Annotated in this window: 21 protein-coding genes and 6 tRNA genes; 5 read left to right on the top strand and 22 right to left on the bottom strand. The window is 58.6% G+C overall.

Features of this window, described 5'->3' with window-relative positions:
• Position 1: 1 nt before the first annotated feature.
• Positions 2–1,534, top strand: a complete 1,533-nt coding sequence (locus BFC21_RS22320) for an amino acid permease (RefSeq protein WP_083369771.1) — start codon at positions 2–4, stop codon at positions 1,532–1,534.
• Positions 1,535–1,798: 264 nt separating this feature from the next.
• On the opposite strand, the gene BFC21_RS22315 is transcribed toward BFC21_RS22320, so the two are convergent.
• The 9 genes from BFC21_RS22315 to rluD all read right to left on the bottom strand — a co-directional run bounded on the left by BFC21_RS22315 (position 1,799) and on the right by rluD (position 7,185).
• A tRNA-Lys gene (locus tag BFC21_RS22315) sits at positions 1,799–1,874 on the bottom strand.
• Positions 1,875–1,890: 16 nt separating this feature from the next.
• Positions 1,891–1,966, bottom strand: a tRNA-Asn gene (locus BFC21_RS22310).
• Between the two features lie 119 nt (positions 1,967–2,085).
• Positions 2,086–2,162: transfer RNA gene (locus BFC21_RS22305), tRNA-Pro, on the bottom strand.
• A gap of 92 nt (positions 2,163–2,254) precedes the next feature.
• A tRNA-Lys gene (locus BFC21_RS22300) sits at positions 2,255–2,330 on the bottom strand.
• Between the two features lie 5 nt (positions 2,331–2,335).
• Positions 2,336–2,412, bottom strand: a tRNA-Pro gene (locus BFC21_RS22295).
• Between the two features lie 9 nt (positions 2,413–2,421).
• Positions 2,422–2,497, bottom strand: a tRNA-Asn gene (locus BFC21_RS22290).
• Positions 2,498–2,803: 306 nt separating this feature from the next.
• Positions 2,804–5,371: an ATP-dependent chaperone ClpB gene (clpB, locus tag BFC21_RS22285; protein ID WP_016779436.1), complete on the bottom strand. Its 2,568-nt coding sequence runs from the start codon at positions 5,369–5,371 to the stop codon at positions 2,804–2,806.
• A gap of 120 nt (positions 5,372–5,491) precedes the next feature.
• Entirely contained in the window at positions 5,492–6,226 is a 735-nt protein-coding gene (pgeF, locus tag BFC21_RS22280) for a peptidoglycan editing factor PgeF (RefSeq protein ID WP_120266491.1), read from the bottom strand.
• The gene (rluD, locus tag BFC21_RS22275) at positions 6,223–7,185 is read right to left on the bottom strand and encodes a 23S rRNA pseudouridine(1911/1915/1917) synthase RluD (RefSeq protein ID WP_029611231.1); all 963 of its coding nucleotides are present in this window, start codon (positions 7,183–7,185) and stop codon (positions 6,223–6,225) included. Before rluD ends, pgeF begins: the two co-directional genes overlap by 4 nt.
• A gap of 148 nt (positions 7,186–7,333) precedes the next feature.
• Between rluD and BFC21_RS22270 the strand changes: the two genes are divergently transcribed.
• Both BFC21_RS22270 and BFC21_RS22265 read left to right on the top strand, forming a co-directional pair.
• The gene (locus BFC21_RS22270; protein WP_016779433.1) at positions 7,334–8,347 is read left to right on the top strand and encodes an outer membrane protein assembly factor BamD; all 1,014 of its coding nucleotides are present in this window, start codon (positions 7,334–7,336) and stop codon (positions 8,345–8,347) included.
• A 118-nt stretch (positions 8,348–8,465) separates the two neighbouring features.
• On the top strand, positions 8,466–8,696 hold the full coding sequence (locus BFC21_RS22265) for a PP0621 family protein (RefSeq protein WP_088378947.1): 231 nt from the start codon (positions 8,466–8,468) through the stop codon (positions 8,694–8,696).
• Positions 8,697–8,950: 254 nt separating this feature from the next.
• On the opposite strand, the gene thiO is transcribed toward BFC21_RS22265, so the two are convergent.
• The 5 genes from thiO to pilV form a co-directional block, all read right to left on the bottom strand.
• Positions 8,951–10,051, bottom strand: coding sequence for a glycine oxidase ThiO (gene thiO / locus BFC21_RS22260; RefSeq protein WP_088378946.1), 1,101 nt, complete (start codon positions 10,049–10,051; stop codon positions 8,951–8,953).
• A gap of 80 nt (positions 10,052–10,131) precedes the next feature.
• Positions 10,132–10,485: a type IV pilin protein gene (locus tag BFC21_RS22255; protein ID WP_256557596.1), complete on the bottom strand. Its 354-nt coding sequence runs from the start codon at positions 10,483–10,485 to the stop codon at positions 10,132–10,134.
• A 10-nt stretch (positions 10,486–10,495) separates the two neighbouring features.
• On the bottom strand, positions 10,496–11,038 hold the full coding sequence (locus BFC21_RS22250; RefSeq protein WP_120266490.1) for a PilX N-terminal domain-containing pilus assembly protein: 543 nt from the start codon (positions 11,036–11,038) through the stop codon (positions 10,496–10,498).
• A 9-nt stretch (positions 11,039–11,047) separates the two neighbouring features.
• A complete protein-coding gene (locus tag BFC21_RS22245) occupies positions 11,048–11,731 on the bottom strand; it encodes a PilW family protein (protein ID WP_120266489.1) in 684 nt (227 codons plus the stop codon).
• A complete protein-coding gene (gene pilV, locus BFC21_RS22240) occupies positions 11,728–11,937 on the bottom strand; it encodes a type IV pilus modification protein PilV (RefSeq protein WP_088378942.1) in 210 nt (69 codons plus the stop codon). The genes BFC21_RS22245 and pilV overlap by 4 nt, the downstream gene beginning before the upstream one ends.
• Positions 11,938–12,186: 249 nt before the next feature.
• Between pilV and BFC21_RS22235 the strand changes: the two genes are divergently transcribed.
• Positions 12,187–12,693, top strand: a complete 507-nt coding sequence (locus tag BFC21_RS22235; protein WP_088378941.1) for a GspH/FimT family protein — start codon at positions 12,187–12,189, stop codon at positions 12,691–12,693.
• Here BFC21_RS22235 and ispH read toward each other — a convergent pair.
• The 6 genes from ispH to murJ all read right to left on the bottom strand — a co-directional run bounded on the left by ispH (position 12,690) and on the right by murJ (position 20,079).
• Positions 12,690–13,637, bottom strand: a complete 948-nt coding sequence (gene ispH / locus BFC21_RS22230; RefSeq protein ID WP_016779425.1) for a 4-hydroxy-3-methylbut-2-enyl diphosphate reductase — start codon at positions 13,635–13,637, stop codon at positions 12,690–12,692. The genes BFC21_RS22235 and ispH overlap by 4 nt on opposite strands.
• A gap of 65 nt (positions 13,638–13,702) precedes the next feature.
• Positions 13,703–14,140, bottom strand: coding sequence for an FKBP-type peptidyl-prolyl cis-trans isomerase (gene fkpB / locus BFC21_RS22225; protein ID WP_088378940.1), 438 nt, complete (start codon positions 14,138–14,140; stop codon positions 13,703–13,705).
• On the bottom strand, positions 14,133–14,651 hold the full coding sequence (lspA, locus tag BFC21_RS22220; protein WP_016779423.1) for a signal peptidase II: 519 nt from the start codon (positions 14,649–14,651) through the stop codon (positions 14,133–14,135). The genes fkpB and lspA overlap by 8 nt, the downstream gene beginning before the upstream one ends.
• On the bottom strand, positions 14,644–17,475 hold the full coding sequence (gene ileS, locus BFC21_RS22215; protein WP_088378939.1) for an isoleucine--tRNA ligase: 2,832 nt from the start codon (positions 17,473–17,475) through the stop codon (positions 14,644–14,646). The genes lspA and ileS overlap by 8 nt, the downstream gene beginning before the upstream one ends.
• The gene (gene ribF / locus BFC21_RS22210; protein ID WP_016779421.1) at positions 17,472–18,422 is read right to left on the bottom strand and encodes a bifunctional riboflavin kinase/FAD synthetase; all 951 of its coding nucleotides are present in this window, start codon (positions 18,420–18,422) and stop codon (positions 17,472–17,474) included. Before ribF ends, ileS begins: the two co-directional genes overlap by 4 nt.
• Positions 18,423–18,540: 118 nt before the next feature.
• Positions 18,541–20,079, bottom strand: coding sequence for a murein biosynthesis integral membrane protein MurJ (gene murJ / locus BFC21_RS22205; protein WP_120266488.1), 1,539 nt, complete (start codon positions 20,077–20,079; stop codon positions 18,541–18,543).
• A gap of 251 nt (positions 20,080–20,330) precedes the next feature.
• On the opposite strand from murJ, the gene rpsT reads away from it, so the two are divergent.
• Entirely contained in the window at positions 20,331–20,609 is a 279-nt protein-coding gene (gene rpsT, locus BFC21_RS22200) for a 30S ribosomal protein S20 (protein ID WP_003443902.1), read from the top strand.
• Positions 20,610–20,886: 277 nt separating this feature from the next.
• Here the strand turns inward: rpsT and BFC21_RS22195 are convergent, their stop codons facing one another.
• Positions 20,887–21,348, bottom strand: a complete 462-nt coding sequence (locus BFC21_RS22195; RefSeq protein WP_016779419.1) for a CreA family protein — start codon at positions 21,346–21,348, stop codon at positions 20,887–20,889.
• Between the two features lie 14 nt (positions 21,349–21,362).
• Positions 21,363–22,481 carry a glutamate 5-kinase gene (proB, locus tag BFC21_RS22190; RefSeq protein ID WP_088379576.1) on the bottom strand — a complete coding sequence of 373 codons (1,119 nt, stop codon included), beginning with the start codon at positions 22,479–22,481 and terminating at the stop codon, positions 21,363–21,365.
• Positions 22,482–22,488 lie beyond the last annotated feature (7 nt).

Below are 22,488 nucleotides of genomic sequence, written 5' to 3'. Positions count from 1 at the left end.
TATGGCTACCACCAGCAAAGCTAAAACCTACATGTCCTGGCTGACCATCTGCTTCATGATGGTTGCCGCTGTTGCCAGTATTCGTTCGTTGCCCAGCATGGCCGTCTATGGCCTGGGTTCAGTGTTTCTCTATGTCATCCCGGCACTGCTGTTTTTCATTCCGGTCTCCCTGGTCGCCTCTGAACTGGGCACAGGCTGGAACGGCGGGATTTATGGCTGGGTCCGGCAAGCCTATGGCGATCGCCCGGGCTTTTTCATCATGTGGTTCATGTGGGTACAAGTGGTGGTCTGGTACCCCATCGTGCTCGGGTTTGGCGCCAGCACGATGGCGTACCTGATCAACCCGGAGCTGGCCAAAAGCGGGGTATTTACTGCTGCTGTCATCATCGTGTTGTACTGGTTATCGACCTTTGTGGCACTGAACGGGCTGACCGCACTGTCGAAACTGACGTCATGGTTCATGCTGCTGGGCACCGCATTGCCCGCCGCACTTCTGGTTTTGCTTGGCGTGGCCTGGCTGGTGCTGGGGCATAAATCGGCAACGCCACTGACCTGGGACGCCCTGATCCCGGCCATTTTCGATACTCACTCCACGGTCAAATCCGGCTCGCGCAACCTGCACCCGGACTTCTGGCAGGAATTTACTGGCGCCATCACCGGGCTGGTCCTGATTGTGAGTAACTTCCTGGCGTTTGCCGGTATCGAAATGAACGCCATTCACGCCCGCGAACTGCGTAACCCGCAAAAGGAAATGCCCCGGGCGATTCTGCTGGCCTTCTTTATGATCCTGCTGGTGTTTATCCCGCCTACCGTGGCGATTTCGCTGGTGGTGCCTGCGGACTCAACCAGCCTCACCGCCGGGGTTATCCAGGCTTACGCGGCGTTCTTCCAGGGTTTCGACATGCCGTGGGCCACCCCGATCATGGCCATCTTGCTGATTATCGGCGCACTGGGCGGCGTACTGGCCTGGACTGCCGGGCCGTCTACCGGCTTGCTGTTTGTCGGCAAGGCCGGGATGCTGCCTCCGGTGATGCAGGAAGTGAACAAAAAAGGCGTGCAAAAAAACATTCTGTATTTACAGGCCATTATCGTCACCTTGCTGTCGACGATTTACATCTTTCTCGACAACGTATCCGATGCCTTCTGGATGATCAGTGCGATGGCAGCACTGATGTACCTGATCATTTACGTCTTTATGTTTATGGCGGCCATGAAGTTGCGCAAAACACAACCCAATGTAAAACGTGGCTATGTACTCAAGGGGCTGCACGGCTGGTGCTATCTGGGGTTGTTTTCGACCTGCGTGGCACTGATTTTCGGCTTTATACCGCCCAACAGCTTCAGCAGCATGCCGTTTTTCGAATATGCGGGGATCTTGTTGCTGGGGTTGATCGTGGCAGGTGTACCGCCGTTTATCTTCTATGCGCTGCGCAAGCCATCATGGCAGATGGTGCCCAAGGCAGAAGCGGATCAGTATTCGGCCGCGCTGCAGGATCTTCAGGACGCGGATGACAAGGCTGCAAACCCAAGCTGAAGCAAAAACCTCGTAGCAGCTGCCGAGGAACGAGGCTGCGTCCGGCGGCGTAGCCGTCGTAAAGCCTGAGATTTGACTTTAACAGGCACACCGCGGTACTCGACGCTGCGACGGCTCCGCCGCCGGACGCAGCCTTCGTTCCTCGGCAGCTGCTACGCGTGTTTGTAGTTGTTGCGGCACCTATGCAGCGACAGGGCTGCGTTTATTGCAGGCATAAAAAAAGCGTCCAATGGACGCTTTTTTTATGGCTACTGGAGCCGAACATGGTGGGTCGTGTGGGATTCGAACCTACGACCAATTGGTTAAAAGCCAACTGCTCTACCAACTGAGCTAACGACCCAAAACTGCATTGAAAATGGCTCCACGACCTGGACTCGAACCAGGGACCCAATGATTAACAGTCATTTGCTCTACCAACTGAGCTATCGCGGAACTACATGCTTCAATTAAAACATAAATAAAAAAGCGTCCCTGCGGACGCTCTTTTATGGCCTCTGATGCGACTGGCATCAGCGCCTTATTTTCTACACCCATTACTGCCGGGCAGAAAATGGTCGGGGTAAGGGGATTCGAACTCCTGACATCCTGCTCCCAAAGCAGGCGCGCTACCGGACTGCGCTATACCCCGGTAAAAAAAAGCACCTTCAAGAGGCGCCTTCCTCGATCAGTGCTTTTGGCCTCTGATCTTAAGATCTAACCCCAGCGAACTGGAGCCAAAAATGGTGGGTCGTGTGGGATTCGAACCTACGACCAATTGGTTAAAAGCCAACTGCTCTACCAACTGAGCTAACGACCCAAAAATGGTCGGGGTAAGGGGATTCGAACTCCTGACATCCTGCTCCCAAAGCAGGCGCGCTACCGGACTGCGCTATACCCCGGCTTGAAAATGGCTCCACGACCTGGACTCGAACCAGGGACCCAATGATTAACAGTCATTTGCTCTACCAACTGAGCTATCGCGGAACTACATATTTCAATTTGTAACGTTGTTGCCTTACTGCTTTGCAACACTCTTCGAGTTCTACGCATCGCTGCGTTGGCGTCTCTGAGGTCGGCTATTCTACAAGCTTTAGAAGCCTTGTCAACCCTTATTTTTCGTTAGAAGACAATTACTTAGCGCTTCTAGCGGGCGTCTCGGTTTGGGCCAAGTTGCCGTTCCGGGTTGCTTGCTGCGGGGCGCATATTACAAGCGTTTTCCTTACAGATCAACACCCTAGAAAAAAAAGGCCTCGCAAAGCGAGGCCTCTCTCAAAACACCGGTTTCAAACCTTATGCGAAGACGATTTCGTCGTCCTTCACGCTGGCTGTCACGGTGGTGCCTGGCAAGAACTGACCGGACAGGATCAGTTGCGCCAGCGGGTTTTCGATCCAGCGCTGGATCGCCCGTTTCAGAGGGCGTGCGCCATAAACCGGGTCGTAACCCACCGCAATCAGCTTGTCCAGAGCATCCTGGTTCAGCTCAAGGCTCAGGTCACGTTCCGCCAGACGGCTGCGCAGACGACCCAACTGGATCTCGGCGATGCCGGCAATCTGATCACGGGCCAGAGGCTCGAAGATCACCACTTCGTCGATCCGGTTCACAAACTCCGGACGGAAGTGGGTGCTGACCGCATCCATCACCGCTGCACGTTGCGCTTCGCGATCGCCCACCAGCTCCTGGATCTGTGCAGAGCCCAGGTTGGAGGTCATCACGATCACCGTGTTGCGGAAGTCTACGGTGCGACCATGGCTGTCCGTCAGGCGACCGTCTTCCAGCACTTGCAGCAACACGTTGAACACGTCCGGGTGAGCCTTCTCGACCTCATCCAGCAGGATCACCGAGTAAGGCTTGCGCCGTACCGCTTCGGTCAGGTAACCGCCTTCCTCGTAACCCACATAGCCGGGTGGCGCACCAATCAGTCGAGCCACGGAATGTTTCTCCATAAACTCGGACATATCGATCCGCACCATCGCCTCTTCAGTATCAAAGAGGAACTCGGCCAGCGCCTTGCACAACTCGGTTTTACCCACACCGGTCGGGCCGAGGAACATGAACGAGCCGCTTGGCCGGTTCGGGTCACTCAGGCCGGCACGGGAACGGCGCACGGCGTTGGACACCGCCACAACCGCCTCGTCCTGACCGATCACGCGCTCATGCAACAGGCTTTCCATTTTCATCAGCTTGTCGCGTTCGCCTTCGAGCATCTTGGAGACCGGAATACCCGTCCACTTCGATACCACTTCAGCGATTTCCTCTTCGGTCACCTTGCTGCGCAACAACTGGTTCTCAGTTTTTTCGCTGTGCTCGTCGACCATCTGCAGGCTGCGTTCCAGATCAGGGATGATCCCGTACTGCAACTCGGCCATGCGGTTGAGGTTGCCGCTGCGGCGGGCCACTTCAAGCTCCTGGCGCGCCTGCTCGATTTTTTGCTGGATCTGGGCAGAACCCTGCACTTCGGCTTTTTCCGAGGTCCAGATTTCTTCCAGGTCCGAGTATTCACGCTCGTGACGCTCGATTTCTTCCTGCAATTTCTCGAGGCGTTTTTTCGCTGCCTCGTCTTCTTCTTTCTTCAGCGCCTGGGCTTCAACTTTAAGTTGAATCAAGCGACGTTCAAGACGGTCCAGTACCTCAGGCTTGGAGTCGATCTCCATGCGGATGCGGCTGGCCGCTTCGTCCATCAGGTCAATCGCCTTGTCAGGCAACTGCCGGTCAGTGATGTAACGATGGCTGAGCTTGACCGCGGCAATGATCGCGCCGTCGGTAATCGCCACCTTGTGGTGAACCTCATAACGCTCTTTGAGGCCACGCAGGATCGCGATGGTGTCTTCTTCGCTCGGCTCGTCCACCAGTACTTTCTGGAAGCGACGCTCAAGTGCGGCGTCCTTCTCGATGTATTGGCGGTACTCGTTGAGCGTGGTCGCACCCACGCAGTGCAACTCACCGCGAGCCAATGCAGGCTTGAGCATATTGCCCGCATCCATTGCGCCCTCGCCTTTACCGGCGCCGACCATGACGTGCAATTCGTCGATAAACAGGATGACCTGGCCTTCCTGTTTCGACAGCTCGTTGAGCACCGCTTTCAGACGCTCTTCAAATTCACCGCGGAACTTGGCACCGGCAATCAACGCACCGATGTCCAGCGACAGCAGGCGTTTGCCTTTAAGACCGTCAGGCACTTCGCCGTTGATGATCCGTTGTGCCAGACCTTCGGCAATCGCGGTTTTACCCACGCCAGGCTCACCGATCAGTACCGGGTTGTTTTTGGTACGGCGCTGCAGGACCTGGATGGTGCGACGAATTTCATCGTCACGACCGATAACCGGGTCGAGCTTGCCTTCTTCGGCGCGCTTGGTCAGGTCAATGGTGTACTTGTCCAGCGCCTGGCGCGACTCTTCAACGTTGGGGTCATTGACCGCTTCGCCGCCACGCAGGTTGTTGATGGCGTTTTCCAGGGCTTTCTTGCTCACGCCCTGGCCCAGCAACAACTTGCCCAGCTTGCTGTTGTCGTCCATCGCGGCCAGCAATACCACTTCGCTGGTGATGTACTGATCGCCCTTTTGCTGCGCCAGGCGGTCTGCCTGGTTCAACAGACGCGCCAGATCCTGCGACATATTCACGTCGCCAGTCGGGTTCTGGATTTTTGGCAGTTGATCCAGCTCTTTGGTCAGCTCTTTACGCAGGCTGTTTACATCGAAACCGACTTGCATCAGCAGCGGCTTGATCGAACCGCCCTGCTGTTCCAGCAATGCCTGCATCAAGTGCGCGGGCTCGATCGCCGGATGATCGAGGCCAACGGCCAATGACTGGGCATCGGACAACGCCAATTGCAACTTGCTGGTTAATCTATCTATACGCATTCGTCACCTTCCTTATGAGCAGGCCGGAGGGATGGAAACTCCTGAATGAAGAAACCTGCCAGATACCATAGTAGATGCGGGCGATTACGAGAGTTTCAAGCGTTGGTCGAATGACCTGGATCAGCTGGACGGTCTTTCGATCCAGACCAGTGATGCGAAACGGCCAGTATTGGGGCTGCGCCGATAGGAGAAGAAACGCGGGTCGGTCACGGTACAAAAACCGCCACCGTACACAGCCGTGATACCGAAACGGGCCAGGCGCAGACGCGCCAGCTCATAGATATCAGCCATATAACGCCCGGCATTGATGCTGGGCACAAAGGCGGCTTCAGCCTGGGGCAGGTCGTTGATAAAAACCTCCCGCACCTCGCCCCCGACCTCAAACGCCTTGGGGCCAATGGCCGGGCCAAGCCACACAAGAATCTCCCGGGGCTCTACATTGAGGCTTTGCGCTGCGGCTTCAAGTACGCCTGCCGCCAGCCCGCGCCAGCCGGCATGGGCGGCCGCCACACGGGTACCGGCACGGTCGCAAAACAGCGCAGGCAAGCAATCCGCCGTCATTGCCGTGCAGGCAATTCCAGGAGTTGCAGTCCAGCTGGCGTCAGCTTCGACAATCAGTTCGGGATTGGCAGGTGCGACCACAACCCCGTGAACCTGACTAAGCCAGGCGGGCTGTACGTCAAAAATATGGGTAAGGCGTTGGCGATTATGTGCAACGGCAACTGGATCGTCGCCCACATGGTCGCCCAGGTTGAAGCTGTCGAACGGCGCCACACTGACGCCGCCCGCACGGGTGGTCACACAGGCCCTGATGCCTGCCGGCGCAGGCCAGTCAGGAATCAGGAAGGTATTCACCCGATAAATGCCTCACGGTCTTGCTTGAGCAGGGTCAACAACCAGACAAAGTCGTCTGGCAGAGGCGATTCCCAGCTCATGCGCTTACCGGTCGTCGGATGATCCAGCTCGAGGAAACGGGCATGGAGCGCCTGACGCGGGAAGTTTTTCAGGGACTCGACCATCGTCACGCTGGCAGACGGCGGAATACGGAAGCGACCGCCGTAGGCAGGGTCTCCGACCAACGGGAAGTTGATGTGAGACATATGCACACGAATCTGGTGCGTGCGCCCGGTTTCCAGCTTGACCCGCACATGGGTGTGGGAACGGAAGCGCTCAAGCACACGGTAATGACTGACCGCCTGCTTGCCGCCTTCCATTACCGCCATGCGCTGGCGCTGCTGGCCGTGACGGCCGATGGGCGCGTCGATCTTGCCCCCGGCGGTGACGACACCGATAACGATGCACTCATAGATACGGCTGACACTGCGGCTCTGCAACTGTGTAACCAGTTGCGTCTGCGCCTGGATGGTCTTGGCGACCACCATCAGACCGGTGGTGTCTTTGTCCAGGCGGTGCACAATCCCCGCACGCGGCACATTGATAATGTCCGGTACGTGATGCAGCAAGGCGTTGAGCAAAGTACCGCTGGCATGCCCCGCAGCCGGGTGCACCACCAGGCCCGCAGGCTTGTTGATGACCAGGATGTCATCGTCTTCGTAGACGATGTCCAGGGGGATGTCTTCAGCGATCCACTCACCCTGGGCTTCCTGCTCTGCAGTCAGCTCCAGGATGGCACCGCCGTGTACGATGTCACGGGGGCGTATGACGGCTCCGTCCACAGTCAGGCGGCCGTCTTTGATCCAGGCGGAAAGGCGCGAGCGCGAGTGCTCAGCGAATAATTGTGCGGCGACTTGATCGAGGCGTTGGCCACCCAGTTCGGACGGCACCTCTTCGCGAAGTTGAATTTTCTCGGACATGCTCATCAGGACCGCGCCAAGCCTTTGGTTTCGGCTGCGCGCTTGTGGTTAAATACGGCGTCTTTTGCCCCGAGGCTTTTCACGGGGCACTCATCATAACAGGACGGACCCGCCCAAGACAGCGGCCGTCATAGGGACGCAAGCCGCCATGCAAGTGAGACACCTGCTGCTGATCGCCATCCTCGCACTGACCGCCGCTTGCTCGTCGACTAAAGAAGTCGTTGACGAAAACCTCAGCGAAGTGGAGCTGTACCAGCAGGCACAGGCCGACCTGGACAACCACAGCTATACCAGTGCTACCGCCAAACTCAAGGCTCTGGAGTCACGCTACCCGTTCGGGCGCTACGCCGACCAGGCCCAGCTTGAACTGATTTATGCCTACTACAAGAACTCCGAGCCCGAAGCGGCCAAGTCGGCTGCCGAACGGTTTATCCGCCTGCATCCACAGCACCCCAACGTTGATTACGCCTATTACCTCAAGGGCCTGACTTCGTTTGACCAGGACGTGGGCCTGCTGGCGCGCTTCCTGCCGCTGGACATGACCAAGCGTGACCCGGGCGCTGCACGCGACTCCTACAACGAGTTCGCCCAGCTCACCAGCCGCTTCCCCAACAGCCGCTACGCACCCGACGCCAAGCAGCGCATGATTTACCTGCGCAACCTGCTGGCCGCGTATGAGATCCACGTAGCCGATTACTACCTGACCCGTCAGGCTTATGTTGCCGCCGCCAACCGTGGTCGCTATGTGGTCGAAAACTTCCAGGAAACCCCTTCGGTCGGCGACGGCCTGGCGGTGATGGTCGAGGCTTACCAGCGCATGCACCTCGACCAGCTGGCCAGCACCAGCCTTGAAGTGCTCAAGACCAACTACCCAGACCACCCGAGCCTGGTAGACGGCCAGTTTGTGCCGCAGGTTTCCGACTCGGATAACCGCTCGTGGCTGAGTAAGGCCACCCTGGGCCTGATCGAATCCAGCACGCCGCTGCCACCGGGTGAAACCCGTGCAAACATGGACATCCAGAAGCAGTATCAGGATGCCAAGGATGCAATCCCGGCCGAGCTGAAGCCAAAAGATGCCGATGGCAACATCATCGAAGAGCCAGAGGCACCCGGCAAAAGCCGTTCGTGGTTCAGCTACATGACCCTGGGCCTGTTCGACTGATTGTTCAGCGCCTGAAAAAAGAGCCCTGCGGGGCTCTTTTTTTATGTTTGATTTGCCGCTGTGCGCCTGCCAGGTCCTTGGCTAAACTGGTGCATCTTTTCTCGAATAGCGAATAACCATGCTTCGTTTACTGATCTGGGCTGCGCTGATTGCTGCGGGTGTTTGGCTGTGGCGCAAATACAAGGCCGGCATGGCCGAGAGCAAAAAACCGGTCGACCCGGGCGCTCAGCCAATGGTGCGCTGCGCCCACTGTGGCGTGCACCTGCCCCGTGACCGCGCCCTGAGCCAGCAGCAGGAGTGGTATTGCACCCAGCAGCATCTGGAGCAAGGACCAAAGCCAAGGCGTTAAGCCCAATTCGCCACTACACGAAATACTCGTAGCAGCTGCAGAAGGAACGAGGCAGCTACCATCTGGGGAAAAAGTGATGGCTGAAAGCCCCTCACCCCAACCCTCTCCCGGAGGGAGAGGGAGCTGATCTGTGGAAATTTTGAGGCCACGTGCAGTCAGTCCCCTCTCCCTCCGGGAGAGGGCTAGGGTGAGGGGCTTTTGGCTGGGCTTGACCTGCAACAGAGTATCTACATGGATTTTTTGTTTACCAATGATCAGACCCGCCCCTCTGGCGCATAAGGCGCCGGGTCGATAATCGGTTCACGCCCCAGCAGCAAGTCTGCAAATAACTGGCAGGACGCCGGCGCCAGCACCAGCCCGTTGCGGTAATGCCCGCAGTTAAGCCACAAGCCGTCAAAGCCCGCTACCCGGCCAATATACGGAATGCCTTCGGGAGAGCCCGGCCGTAGCCCGGCCCAGTGCCCCACCACTTGCGCATCGGCCAATGCCGGGATCAATTCGACTGCCGAAGCCTTGAGGCTCTCAAGGGCCGTGAGGGTCGGGGTCTTATCAAAGCCTTCATGCTCCAGCGTGCTGCCGATCAGGATATGACCGTCGCGACGCGGAATGGCATAACGCCCTTTTGCCAACACCATGCACGACAAAAAGTCAGCCGCGCACTTGTACAGGATCATCTGGCCCTTGACCGGTTCCACAGGCAACTCCAGCCCCAGCCCGCCCAACAATTCGCCGCTCCAGGCACCCGCCGACAACACCACCTCATCGCCGCGAATCTCACCCCGGGCCGTATTGACCCCACATACCCTGTCGCCCTCGCGCACAAACCCGAGCACCTCGCACTGTTCATGCACAGTGACATTCGGCATGGCCTGCAACGCAGCCTTCAGTGATTTGACCAGCCGCGGGTTGCGCACATTGGCCACATTGGCCATATAAATTGCGTGCGCATAGCCGCTGCCCAGCACGGGCACAGCATCATGAACGGCCGACATATCGACCGCAGCCAGTGGTCGCCCTTCACGCCCGGCCCACTCCAGCGCCTGGGCCTCATCGTCCAGATCCAGCCAGTACAGCCCGGTGGTGTGTACTTCAGGATCAATCCCTGTCGAGGCAAACAAACGCTTGGCCAATTGCGGGTAAAAGTCCTGTGACCAATGCGCCAGTGCCGTAACGGCACGGTTGTAGCGCCACGGATAAAGCGGCGAAACAATACCTCCGCCCGCCCAGGAGGACTCCTGCCCTGCCCCACCACGTTCCAGCACAATCACCTGCTCTACATCCGCAGCCAGATTAAACGCAGTCAGCAGGCCAATTACCCCGCCCCCGACAATCACCACCCGTTGCTGCCTAGCCATCTGTTAATCCAGCCCGTCATTCAAAATCAATCGTTAGCGCCCCCAACACTGCTGCAGTGTCAGGCCAGGGGCGGCCTGGGTTATTGCTGCCATACCGGTGTGGGCCAGCCTGATACTCCCGCACGGATCCCCAGCCATTGCCGAACCTTGCCTGGGGTCGCCTCCAGCCAGTAGCCGTGATCGGTAAGCTCTGCACTTATGTGGTAGTGCTGATTACCTGAACTGAGGCCTTTCACACCGCTATATACCGCGTTCCTGGTGTAAAAGCGCTCAAGACTTTGGGCTTGCTCCATCATCAGGACGATGATTTGAGAGCGATAGGCCCGCTTCACATAATCGCCATACAACGGATAAACGAATGCACCAAGGATACCGATGATCACCACAACGATCATCAGTTCGATCAGGGTAAAACCTGCTGCAGGTCGATACATTGGGTGTTTCCTATTGCAGCTGCCGCCACATGACCCGTTGAAAAACGTGGGTACCAGTCGCTTGCGAAGCGTTATCTGCCCCTTGATAACGCGCATAAATACTTTCCAGCACCGTGCGTGATTGCCCCTGCCAGCCAATGCCGGTCACTCGATACAAACCCGTTGTGGTGGTCGCCGGTAAATGGGCCGGGGTAATGCTTGGGCCAAGGTTCTGGACGCCATATAACCCATCCGCAACGCTGACCCAAAGCACACGGGATACCGGATCAATGCCCGCCACCGCCTGGGTGCGTGCTTCCAGGGGCGGGTTGCAGCTTGCAGGCGAAGCGCAGGGCAAAAGCCTGGCCCATGCGCTGTGAAGCCACGCCTCGCCGCTGCCAAGCGCCGCTTCCGCCGCCTCAAATGAGTGGTTGGCGTGCTGAATGCCAGCTGCCATTTTTTCCTGTTGCGTCGCACTGACCATCGCCGCCATCCCGATCAGGCCGAGCAGTACCATGCCTACCAGGCTGACCAGCAGTGCCATGCCGCGCTGGCACTTCAATGACACAGGCATAGGCACCCCCTAAGCCAGGCGGTTACGCAAGGCGACTTCCAGCTGATAGGCCTGGTCTTTGGCCCGCCCTGCTCGGTCGCGCAATATCAGGCCTATACGGATGCTGCGCAGTCGGCTCCCCTTGGCCAGGTGACGCTCATAACGCAGCACAGAGTGCGCACTTACCGAATCAGCCACGCCAAAGCTCACGTCAAATGCCGCCACGTTGTCGAGCAGCACCGCTTTATTGGGCCCGACCTTCAACTGCCCCTGTTCAAAACGGTAAAACAACTCACGCAGGGGGAACGCCGTTTCACCCGGCGCCAGGCTCGACCTTGCCCCCGGGTAGGCCCTGGCGACGGTTGTGCAGTCCGAAACCACTGTCCAATCTGGCTTGGCAGACTGCAGCCCCCCGTCCGAACTGATCATGCGCAACACCCCCCCTTGCCAGGAAACCGGGGTCTTGAACGCCGCAGGCGCATCAACAATATGATCGGCAGACAAACAGCCCAGCATGCCCGCCATACGAATCTCCCGAGCCAGTTTGCTCAGCACATAGCGCGCATCCTCTTGCAGCATGGCCGATGACTGCTGGCCCAGATAAGCCTCGCGACTGCTTGCAAACAACTGCGTCATGCCCAGTACCACCAGCATCCCCAGGGCCAGGGCCACCATCAGTTCAATCAGGCCAAAACCTGAACGCGGACCGCTCATGATGAACCCGTCTGCGCGCGGACCTGTTCCTGCCGGCTGTAGGCAATAAAACTGTCCTGGGTAGTTATCAGCGCGCTGGCCGTGTGTTTCAAGGCACTGAGTTGCATACCGGCAGAGCCCAACAGGCTGATAAACAGAATCAACAGCGCGATAAGCACTTCGATCAGGCTCATCCCGTGTTGCCGGCTTTTATCTAATCGAGGCATCCGAATCGTCCATATCAGAAAAGTCGACGGCACGCCCTGTGCCGCCCAGATAAAAGCCTAGCCTCCTCCACGGCGCTGCAAGGTAGGACGAAGCCAAGCAAGCCGAACCGATTTTTCACCTGGCTTCGTGAGCAGTTAAGCGTCAGAAAACATGATGAAACCATTGCCTGAAACCTCTAGTGCCAGGCTCAGCTATACCGAGAAAACACACCTGCAAGGTCCAGGGAGGACAAGGTGCATCAACGTGGCATGAGTTTGACCCAGCTGCTGCTGACGCTGATGATCGTGGCGATTACGGCCCGATTTGCCAGCCCGGCCTATAACACCCTTATCGAGCATCAACAGCGCCAGGTCGCTGCCGAACAACTGGCCAGCAGCCTGCGCAACGCCCGCGCCCAAGCACTGCTGCGCCAGCAATTTGTAGTGGTTTATCCACGCGAAAATAACTGGAGCCGAGGCTGGCGGACGATTCTGGACGTGAGCGGCCAAGGCCATCTGGACAAGAGCAACCCGGTGCTGGTCGAATCACAGGGCAGTGGACGCATACCCATTGCGGGCAATGCACCGGTCAAACAGTATGTGCGGTTCAACCCGCTGGGCGAACCACAGCTGATTGGGGGTGCTTTTCAAGCAGGCACACTGCATGTTTGTCAGACAAGGACTGCACAGAGCCACTATCAAGTGGTGCTGGCAAAGAGCGGGCGCATCAGCCTGCGCAGCGATAAAACCGCACAGGCGTTATGCAGGCACGCTTAGGTGATGGCGCGAACACGCAACTCTTTGGGCATGGAGAACGTAACATTCTCTTCACGGCCGGCCAGCTCATCGGCACCGGTTGCACCCCATGCATGCAATTGCTGGATCACACCCCGTACCAGTACCTCCGGGGCCGATGCACCAGCAGTAATACCGATGCTCTTCACGCCGTCGAACCAGCTTTTTTGCAGGTCTTCGGCACCGTCGATCAGGTAGGCGGGGGTCTGCATGCGCTCAGCCAGTTCACGCAGGCGATTGGAGTTCGAGCTGTTCGGGCTGCCCACCACCAACACCACATCGCACTCGTCGGCCAGTTGCTTGACCGCGTCCTGACGGTTCTGCGTGGCGTAGCAGATATCATCCTTGCGTGGCCCGCCAATGGCCGGGAAGCGCGAACGCAGGGCGTCGATCACTCGGCTGGTGTCGTCCATCGACAAGGTCGTCTGGGTTACAAAGGCCAGTTTTTCCGGGTCTTTGACCTGCAGGTTAGCGACATCCTTTTCATCTTCGACCAGGTAGATCGCGCCGCCATTGCTGGCGTCGTACTGGCCCATAGTGCCTTCGACTTCCGGGTGACCGGCATGACCAATCAGGATGCACTCACGGCCGTCACGGCTGTAGCGCGCCACTTCGATATGCACCTTGGTGACCAGCGGGCAGGTCGCATCGAACACCTTGAGACCACGCCCGGCGGCCTCTGTCCGCACGGCCTGGGAAACCCCGTGGGCACTGAAGATTACGATGACGTCGTCCGGCACCTGATCCAGTTCTTCGACAAAGATCGCGCCACGGGAGCGCAAGTCTTCAACGACAAATTTGTTGTGCACCACTTCGTGGCGAACATAGATAGGCGGACCGAATACTTCCAGAGCGCGATTGACGATTTCAATCGCACGGTCCACCCCGGCGCAGAAGCCACGGGGGTTGGCGAGTTTGATATGCATGCTGGGCCTCGTGGGACGCGCAGAAAAATAATGCCAATCAGGCCCGGCCGCAGCCGGGCACTGGATTACAGCGCTTGAACGTCTTTGATTTCCACGTCGAAGGTCAGGGTCTTGCCTGCCAGCGGGTGGTTGAAATCAATGGTGACCTGCTCATCATCAAACGCTTTGACCACACCCGGAAGCTCGGTGTTGGCCGCGTCGTTGAAGATCACCAGCAAACCTTGCGACAACTCCATGTCCTTGAACTGCGAACGTGGAATGATCTGTACGTTTTGCGGGTTGGGCTGGCCAAAAGCGTTTTCCGGAAGAATCTCCAGTGTGCGCTTGTCACCCGCCTTGAAACCGAACAGCGCCGCTTCAAACCCTGGCAGCAAGCTGCCATCACCGACCTTGAAGGTGGCCGGGGACTTGTCGAAGGTGCTGTCGACGGTGTCGCCGTTTTCCAGACGCAAAGCAAAATGCAGCGTGACCTGCGTGTTCTGACCAATACGCTGCTCAGTCATGAGCGGTTTCCTCGGACTTTTTACTTTTGAACATATCCAGTGCCAGCATCACGGCACCTACGCAAATCGCACTGTCGGCGAAATTGAACGCAGGGAAGTACCAGCGATTTTGCCAATGCACCAGAATGAAATCGACGACATGGCCGTAAACAATACGGTCATACAAGTTACCCAGCGCGCCGCCCAGGATCAGGGCAAGGGCAATGGCCAACCAGGTGTCATTGCGCCCCAGGCGCTTGAGCCAGACCACCAGCACGGCACTGACCACCACCGCGATCAATGCAAACAGCCAGCGCTGCCAGCCGGCACTGTCGGCCAGGAAGCTGAAAGCCGCGCCGGTGTTGTAGGCCAGGGTCCAGCTGAACAGGTCCGGGATCACCACGATCTGCTGGTACATCTGCAGCGCGTTGTCGAAGTAGACCTTGCTGGTCAGGTCGATGACCAGGACCAGCACCGTCAACCAGAGCCAGCCCAGGCGCCCGAAGCGCCCGGTAGTGCTGGTATTAGGCATAGTGACGTACCTCACCGGCGCCGCTGATGTTGTCGACGCAACGACCGCAGATTTCCGGGTGCTCCGGGTTCACGCCGACGTCTTCACGGCAGTGCCAGCAACGGGCGCACTTGGCGTGGGCCGACTTGACCACCTTGAGCTTGAGGCCGGCGACTTCGGTCACCACGGCATCCGCTGGAGCCTGCACCAGGGGTGCAACGCTGGCGGTGGAGGTGATCAGCACAAAGCGCAGTTCGTTGCTCAGCTTGGCCAGGTCCGCTGCCAGGGCATCTTCGGCGAACAGGGTGACTTCCGCCTGCAAGTTGCCGCCAATGGCCTTGGCTGCACGCAGGTTTTCCATCTCCTTGTTGACCGCAACCTTGACCGCCATGATCCGCTCCCAGTAGGCGCGATCCAGTTCGGTGCCTTCCGGCAGCTCGCTCAAACCTTCATACCAGGTGTTGAGCATGACCGATTCGTTGCGCTCGCCCGGCAGGTATTGCCACAACTCGTCGGCAGTGAATGCCAGGATCGGTGCGATCCAGCGCACCAGCGCCTCGGAGATGTGGAACAGCGCGGTCTGGCACGAACGACGGGCCTTGCTGTCAGCACCGGTGGTGTACTGACGGTCCTTGATGATGTCCAGGTAGAAACCGCCCAGCTCCTGCACGCAGAAGTTGTGCACCTTGGAGTACACGTTCCAGAAGCGGTATTCGCCGTAGTGCAGTTCCAGCTCGCGCTGCAGCAGCAGGGCGCGGTCCACGGCCCAACGGTCCAGTGCCAGCATTTCTTCGGCAGGCAGGATGTCGGTGGCCGGGTTGAAGCCGGTCAGGTTCGACAGCAGGAAGCGTGCGGTATTGCGGATACGCCGGTAGGCATCTGCGCTGCGCTGCAGGATCTGGTCGGAAACCGCGATTTCACCCGAGTAGTCAGTCGAGGCAACCCACAGACGCATGATGTCGGCGCCCAGGGTGTCGTTGACCTTTTGCGGCGCAATCACGTTGCCCAGAGACTTGGACATCTTGCGGCCCGCCTCGTCCACGGTGAAACCGTGGGTCAGCAGCTCGCGGTACGGCGCGTGGTTGTCGATGGCGCAACCGGTCAGCAGCGAGGAGTGGAACCAGCCACGGTGCTGGTCGGAGCCTTCCAGGTACAGGTCGGCACGCGGGCCGGTCTCGTGACCCATAGGGTGCGAGCCGCGCAGTACATGCCAGTGCGTGGTGCCCGAATCGAACCATACGTCCAGGGTGTCGCTGATCTTGTCGTACAGCGGCGCTTCGTCGCCCAGCAGTTCGGCGGCGTCCAGCTTGAACCAGGCCTCGATGCCTTCAAGCTCAACGCGCTTGGCCACTTCTTCCATCATTTCGACAGTGCGCGGATGCAGTTCGCCGCTTTCCTTGTGCAGGAAGAACGGGATCGGCACACCCCAGTTGCGTTGACGCGAGATGCACCAGTCCGGACGGTTGGCGATCATCGAGTGCAGGCGGGCCTGCCCCCAGGCCGGTACGAACTGGGTATCTTCGATAGCCTGCAGCGCACGGGCGCGCAGGGTATCGCCTGTGGTCGGCTGCTTGTCCATGCCGATGAACCACTGCGCGGTAGCGCGGTAGATCAGCGGGGTCTTGTGGCGCCAGCAGTGCATGTAGCTGTGGCTGATGGTTTCGGTGAACATCAACGAGCCGACTTCGATCAGCTTGTCGATGATGTTCTGGTTGGCCTTCCAGATGAACTGGCCACCGAAGAACTCCAGCGATGGCACATACACGCCATTGCTTTGCACCGGGTTGATGATGTCGTCGTTGACCATGCCATAGGCTTTGCAGGTCACGAAGTCGTCTACGCCGTAGGCCGGGGCGGAGTGAACCACGCCGGTGCCGGCGCCCAGTTCAACGTACTCGGCCAGGTAAACCGGCGACAGGCGGTCGTAGAACGGGTGACGGAAGTTGATCAGTTCCAGCGCCGAACCGGTGGTGGTGGCGATCACCGAACCTTGCAGGTTGTAGCGCGCCAGGCACGACTCGACCAGCTCTTCAGCCAGGACCAGCAGTTTGTCACCTACATCGACCAGCGCGTAGGTGAATTCCGGGTGGACGTTAAGTGCCTGGTTGGCCGGAATGGTCCACGGGGTGGTGGTCCAGATAACGATTGCGGTCGGCTTGCTCAGGGCTGCCAGGCCAAAGGCCTCGGCCAGTTTGGCCTCGTCGGCAACCGGGAAGGCAACGTCGATGGCCGCGGACTTCTTGTCCTGGTATTCAACTTCCGCTTCGGCCAGGGCCGAACCGCAATCGAAGCACCAGTTCACCGGCTTGAGGCCCTTGAACACGAAACCGCCCTTGACGATTTCGGCCAGGGCACGGATTTCGCCGGCTTCGTTTTTGAAGTCCATGGTTTTGTACGGGTTGGCAAAGTCACCCAGCACACCCAGACGGATGAACTCGGACTTCTGGCCCTCGATCTGCTCGGTGGCGTAGGCACGGCACAGCTCGCGGGTCTTGTCCGCAGGCAGGTTTTTACCGTGAGTCACTTCAACCTTGTGCTCGATCGGCAAACCGTGGCAATCCCAGCCCGGCACATACGGCGCGTCAAAACCCGACAGGGTCTTGGAGCGGATGATCATGTCTTTCAGGATCTTGTTCAGCGCATGACCGATATGGATAGTGCCGTTGGCATACGGAGGACCGTCGTGAAGTACGAACTTCGGACGATCCTTGCCAATCTCGCGCAACTTCCCGTACAGGCCAATGCTGTCCCAGCGCTGCAAAATTTGCGGTTCGCGCTGTGGCAGGCCGGCCTTCATTGGGAAGGCGGTGTCCGGGAGGTTTAGCGTGGCTTTGTAGTCGGTCATTTCAGGCTCTTTTTAAGCGGTTGACCCAGCCAATAGGCTCGGGCGGCGGCGACGTCCGCATTGATCGCCGTCTTGAGCGCCTCCAGGGAGGCGAAACGCTGCTCATCACGCAGCTTGTGGTGGAATGCCACGTTCAAACGCCGACCATACAGATCGCCGGCGAAATCCAACAGATGTACTTCAAGATGGGCGCTGCCATCCCCTGCTACGGTTGGCCGCACGCCGATATTGGCGACGCCGGGCCAGGTCTTGCCATCGATCTCGACGCTGGCCAGGTACACCCCGGTCAACGGCACACGACGACGCTTAAGCTGGATATTGGCGGTCGGCGTGCCCAGTTGGCGCGCCAGTTTTTGCCCGTGCAATACCCGGCCAGCGATTTGAAAAGGACGCCCCAGCAAGCGCTCTGCAAGGGCGAAATCGCCGCCAGCCAGGGCATCACGCACCTTCGTGCTGCTGATGCGTACACCGTCAAGCTCGACGGTTTGCGCCGCCTCGACGGTAAAGCCCTGCATCTGCCCGGCCTGTTGCAAGAAGTCAAAGTCGCCGACGCGGTCGCAGCCAAAACGGAAGTCGTCACCGACCTCCAGGTGCTGCACACCCAGGCCGTCGACCAGGATGGTATCGACGAATTCGGCGGCGCTGAGCTTGCACAGGCGTTGATTGAACGCCAGGCACAGCACCCGGTCGACACCGGCGTCAGCCAGCAGTTGCAGCTTGTCGCGCAACCGGGCCAGACGTGCCGGCGCCGTGTCCGGGGCAAAGAACTCGCGCGGCTGCGGCTCGAAAATCACCACGCAGCTGGGCACGCCCAACTCCAGCGCACGCTCACGCAGCCGGCCCAGGATTGCCTGGTGACCACGGTGTACACCGTCAAAGTTGCCAATAGTGGCGACACAGCCCCGATGCTGGGGCCGCAAATTGTGAAGGCCTAGAACCAGCTGCATAACGCGCTTCTTGCTCATAAAGTGGTCGATTATAACCACACCCGGCCCAGTACGACAGGCAACAGCGCAAGGCAAATCAGGTCATTTCGACAAAATCGACGTCTGACCCGTCATTAGCTTACATAAGTGACTTGCGCGCGAAATCTTTCAAACGCAGGCCCAGCAACAGCAGCATGCCGAAATACGCCAGCACACCCGCGACAACCAAGCCGCCCAGGCGAATAAAGCGCTCCAGCATATTGCCGTGATCCCAGGCCGGCATCACCTGCATCAAGCCCAGCAATACCGCTGACATCACGGCCACGGCCAGCACCAGCTTGAACAGGTACTTGGTCCAGCCTGGCTGGGCGACAAACAGTTTTTGCCGACGCAACTGCCAAAACAGCAACCCGGCATTGATGCAGGCGCCCACGCTGATGGCCAGCGCCAGGCCCGCATGCTGCAACGGCACAATAAACACCAGGTTAAGCAACTGCGTCACTACCAGGGTAAATACCGCGATCTTCACCGGGGTACGAATATTTTGCTGTGCATAAAAGCCTGGGGCCAGCACCTTGATAATGATGATCCCCAGCAGCCCCAGCGAATAAGCGATCAATGCTCGCTGGGTCATGGCCGCATCCAGCGCCGTGAACTGGCCGTACTGAAACAGTGAAACCGTCAGCGGCTCGGACAAAATGGCCAGCGCCAGCGAGCATGGCAGCACCAGCACAAAACACAGGCGCAGGCCCCAGTCGAGAATCCGCGAATATTCCTGGCGGTCTTTATTGGCGTAGGTCTTGGACAGGGTTGGCAGCAGGATCGTGCCCAGCGCCACGCCCAGAACCCCCGACGGCAACTCCATCAGGCGGTCCGCGTAGTACATCCATGACACCGAACCGGCGACAAGGAACGAAGCAAAAATCGTATTGATGATCAGCGAAATCTGACTGACCGACACCCCCAGGATGGCCGGCAACATCTGCTTCATCACGCGCCACACACCGGTATCGCGCAGATTGAGGCGCGGAAGTACCAGCATGCCGATTTTTTTCAGGTGCGGCAGCTGGAACAGCAATTGAGCCAGGCCACCGACCAGCACCGCCCAGCCCAGGGCCATGATCGGCGGGTCGAAGTACGGCGTCAGGAACAGCGCAAAAATGATCATGCTGACGTTGAGCAGGGTCGGCACAAAGGCCGGCACGGCAAAACGGTTCCAGGTATTGAGGATCGCCCCGGCCAGGGACGACAGCGAGATCAGCAATATATAAGGGAACGTGACCCGCAGCATGTCACTGGTCAGTTCGAATTTTTCGGGGGTGGTGGCAAACCCCGGGGCGGTTGCCCAGATGACCCAGGGGGCCGCCAGCATGCCAAGCACAGTGACAATGGCCAGTGCCAGAGTCAAAAGCCCGGCGACATAAGCGACAAATGTGCGGGTCGCCTCCTCGCCCTTCTGGCTTTTATATTCGGCCAGGATCGGCACAAAGGCCTGGGAAAACGCGCCCTCGGCGAAAATTCTGCGCAGCAGGTTGGGCAACTTGAAGGCAATAAAGAACGCATCCGTGGCCATTCCGGCACCGAAGGCACGGGCAATAATGGTGTCGCGAATGAAGCCCAGAACCCGGGAAATCATGGTGATTGAGCTGACGGCAGCCAACGACTTGAGCAAATTCATTGAAAGAGTTTTTGCCTATTAGAGAAAGAGCTGGCGAACAAAGCGCCCACTTATGCGATACTGCGCGCCGCAACAGCACAGAGCCAAGCTCGCGAGTTTACAGGTCAAGCGCCGGAAATAAATATCCCGTCTGCCTCGATCCACCACTCAGCGGATCGCATCAAACGCCCTTGACAAGAGTTCTCGTCATCGGCATGATTCGCGGCCTATTTTGTTTGTTATTTCCCAAAAGTCTTTCGAGGAGCTCGACGGTGGCCAACACACCTTCCGCCAAAAAACGTGCAAAACAGGCTGAGAAGCGTCGCAGCCACAACGCCAGCCTGCGTTCCATGGTTCGTACCTACATCAAGAATGTAGTTAAAGCCATCGACGCAAAAGACGCTGCTAAAGCGCAAGCTGCTTATGTTCTGGCTGTACCTGTTATCGACCGTATGGCCGATAAAGGCATCATCCACAAGAACAAAGCTGCTCGCCATAAGAGCCGCCTGAATGGCCACGTCAAGGCGTTGAACCTTGCGACTGCCGCTTAAGCGACAAGCTTGTTAAAAAACCGACCTTAGGGTCGGTTTTTTATTGCCTGTGATTTAAGCGACACCCTTGTAGCAGCTGCCGAAGGAACGAGGCTGCGTTCGGTTGCGCAGCGACCGCAAATATTCAAACCCAAGCTTGCCTGACACACAGCAAAACCCGGTTTTACGACGGCTTCGCCGCCGAACGCAGCCTCGTTCCTTCGGCAGCTGCTACAGATCCGGAATAAAAATCGGCAAAAAAAAAAGCCGCGACAAGCGCGGCTTTTCTTGAACAACGTTACTCGTGCGGCCACGGCAAAATCGGAATTGCCGTTACAGCATTCTGCGGACTGCCTTCGATCAAGCGGTCGCTGTACACCAGGTACACCAGCGTATTGCGCTTTTTATCGAGAAAACGCACCACCTGCATGGTCTTGAACACCAGCGAAGTGCGCTCCTTGAACACCTCATCACCATCCTTCAGGTCGCCTTTGAAGCTGATCGGCCCGGTCTGACGACACGCAATCGACGCCTCGGCACGATCTTCGGCCAACCCCAGTCCACCCTTCATGCCGCCCGTCTTGGCGCGAGACAGGTAGCAGGTCACACCGTCCACCTTCGGATCATCAAATGCTTCGACCACAATGCGGTCATTGGGCCCGACAAATTTGAAGACCGTCGATACCGAACCAATCTCTTCAGCCGACGCCAGCAACGGCATTGCCAGCATCAGCCCCAACAAACCGCCAATCAAGCGCATATCACACCTCAAAATCAAACCAGAATCAGGTTATCGCGGTGCACCAATTCAGGTTCCGCCATATACCCCAGCACAGCGACAATCGCATCCGACGGCTGCCCGATGATTTTTTGCGCCTCAGCAGCACTGTAGTTGGCCAGGCCACGGGCAATTTCCCGCCCGTCCGGCGCCACACACACCACCATCTCGCCACGACGGAAACCGCCCTGCACCGCCTTGACCCCAACCGGCAGCAGGCTTTTATTACCCTTGGCCAAGGCCGCTACAGCCCCCTCATCCAGCACCAGCGTGCCACGGGTCTGCAAATGCCCGGCCAGCCACTGCTTGCGCGCAGCTAACAAACCACGCTCAGGGGACAGCAAGGTGCCCAGGCGCTCGCCCGCCTTCAGGCGATCCAGCACCCGCTCCAGACGCCCACCCACGATAATCGTGTGCGCCCCGGAACGCGCCGCCAGCCGCGCTGCACGCAGCTTGGTCTGCATGCCGCCGCGCCCCAGCGCACCACCGGTACCGCCCGCCACAGCATCCAGCGCCGGGTCATCGGCACGGGCTTCGTAGATCATCTTGGCATCAGGGTTATTACGCGGATCAGCATCAAACATGCCGTCGCGATCGGTCAGGATCACCAGCAGATCAGCCTCGACCAGGTTGGCCACCAGCGCCGCCAGCGTATCGTTGTCACCAAAACGGATTTCGTCGGTGACTACCGTGTCATTTTCGTTAATGACCGGGATCACACCCAGCTCCACCAGCGCACGCAACGTGCTGCGGGCATTGAGGTAACGCTTGCGATCAGACAGGTCGTCATGGGTCAGCAGGATTTGCGCGGTATGCCGGGAGTGCTCGGCAAAGCTCGACTCCCAGGCCTGCACCAGGCCCATCTGGCCAATGGCCGCAGCCGCTTGCAGCTCGTGCATGGCACTCGGTCGTACCGTCCAGCCCAAACGGCTCATGCCGGCCGCCACAGCACCCGAAGACACCAGTACCAGCTCAACGCCAGCCTCGTGCAACGCCACCATCTGCTCCACCCAAACGCCCATCGCTGCGCGATCCAGGCCTTTGCCATCCGCTGTCAGCAACGCGCTGCCGATCTTGACAACCCAGCGCTGCGCACCCGTCACCTTGCTCCGCATCTTCATC

The organism is Pseudomonas sp. TMW 2.1634 (genome assembly GCF_001703595.1).
In the GTDB taxonomy this organism is placed as follows: domain Bacteria; phylum Pseudomonadota; class Gammaproteobacteria; order Pseudomonadales; family Pseudomonadaceae; genus Aquipseudomonas; species Aquipseudomonas fragi.
The sequence above is the reverse complement of the archived record's forward strand: the minus strand, read 5'-3'. Positions and strand labels throughout refer to the sequence as shown.

Excerpts from the sequence above, each read along its gene's own strand:
- BFC21_RS22320 (WP_083369771.1), top strand. The coding sequence starts at position 2 with ATGGCTACCACCAGCAAAGCTAAAACCTACATGTCCTGGCTGACCATC.
- clpB (WP_016779436.1), bottom strand. The coding sequence starts at position 5,371 with ATGCGTATAGATAGATTAACCAGCAAGTTGCAATTGGCGTTGTCCGAT.
- rluD (WP_029611231.1), bottom strand. The coding sequence starts at position 7,185 with ATGTCCGAGAAAATTCAACTTCGCGAAGAGGTGCCGTCCGAACTGGGT.
- BFC21_RS22270 (WP_016779433.1), top strand. The coding sequence starts at position 7,334 with ATGCAAGTGAGACACCTGCTGCTGATCGCCATCCTCGCACTGACCGCC.
- BFC21_RS22265 (WP_088378947.1), top strand. The coding sequence starts at position 8,466 with ATGCTTCGTTTACTGATCTGGGCTGCGCTGATTGCTGCGGGTGTTTGG.
- thiO (WP_088378946.1), bottom strand. The coding sequence starts at position 10,051 with ATGGCTAGGCAGCAACGGGTGGTGATTGTCGGGGGCGGGGTAATTGGC.
- BFC21_RS22255 (WP_256557596.1), bottom strand. The coding sequence starts at position 10,485 with ATGTATCGACCTGCAGCAGGTTTTACCCTGATCGAACTGATGATCGTT.
- BFC21_RS22250 (WP_120266490.1), bottom strand. The coding sequence starts at position 11,038 with ATGCCTGTGTCATTGAAGTGCCAGCGCGGCATGGCACTGCTGGTCAGC.
- BFC21_RS22245 (WP_120266489.1), bottom strand. The coding sequence starts at position 11,731 with ATGAGCGGTCCGCGTTCAGGTTTTGGCCTGATTGAACTGATGGTGGCC.
- pilV (WP_088378942.1), bottom strand. The coding sequence starts at position 11,937 with ATGCCTCGATTAGATAAAAGCCGGCAACACGGGATGAGCCTGATCGAA.
- BFC21_RS22235 (WP_088378941.1), top strand. The coding sequence starts at position 12,187 with ATGAGTTTGACCCAGCTGCTGCTGACGCTGATGATCGTGGCGATTACG.
- ispH (WP_016779425.1), bottom strand. The coding sequence starts at position 13,637 with ATGCATATCAAACTCGCCAACCCCCGTGGCTTCTGCGCCGGGGTGGAC.
- fkpB (WP_088378940.1), bottom strand. The coding sequence starts at position 14,140 with ATGACTGAGCAGCGTATTGGTCAGAACACGCAGGTCACGCTGCATTTT.
- lspA (WP_016779423.1), bottom strand. The coding sequence starts at position 14,651 with ATGCCTAATACCAGCACTACCGGGCGCTTCGGGCGCCTGGGCTGGCTC.
- ileS (WP_088378939.1), bottom strand. The coding sequence starts at position 17,475 with ATGACCGACTACAAAGCCACGCTAAACCTCCCGGACACCGCCTTCCCA.
- ribF (WP_016779421.1), bottom strand. The coding sequence starts at position 18,422 with ATGCAGCTGGTTCTAGGCCTTCACAATTTGCGGCCCCAGCATCGGGGC.
- murJ (WP_120266488.1), bottom strand. The coding sequence starts at position 20,079 with ATGAATTTGCTCAAGTCGTTGGCTGCCGTCAGCTCAATCACCATGATT.
- BFC21_RS22195 (WP_016779419.1), bottom strand. The coding sequence starts at position 21,348 with ATGCGCTTGATTGGCGGTTTGTTGGGGCTGATGCTGGCAATGCCGTTG.
- proB (WP_088379576.1), bottom strand. The coding sequence starts at position 22,481 with ATGCGGAGCAAGGTGACGGGTGCGCAGCGCTGGGTTGTCAAGATCGGC.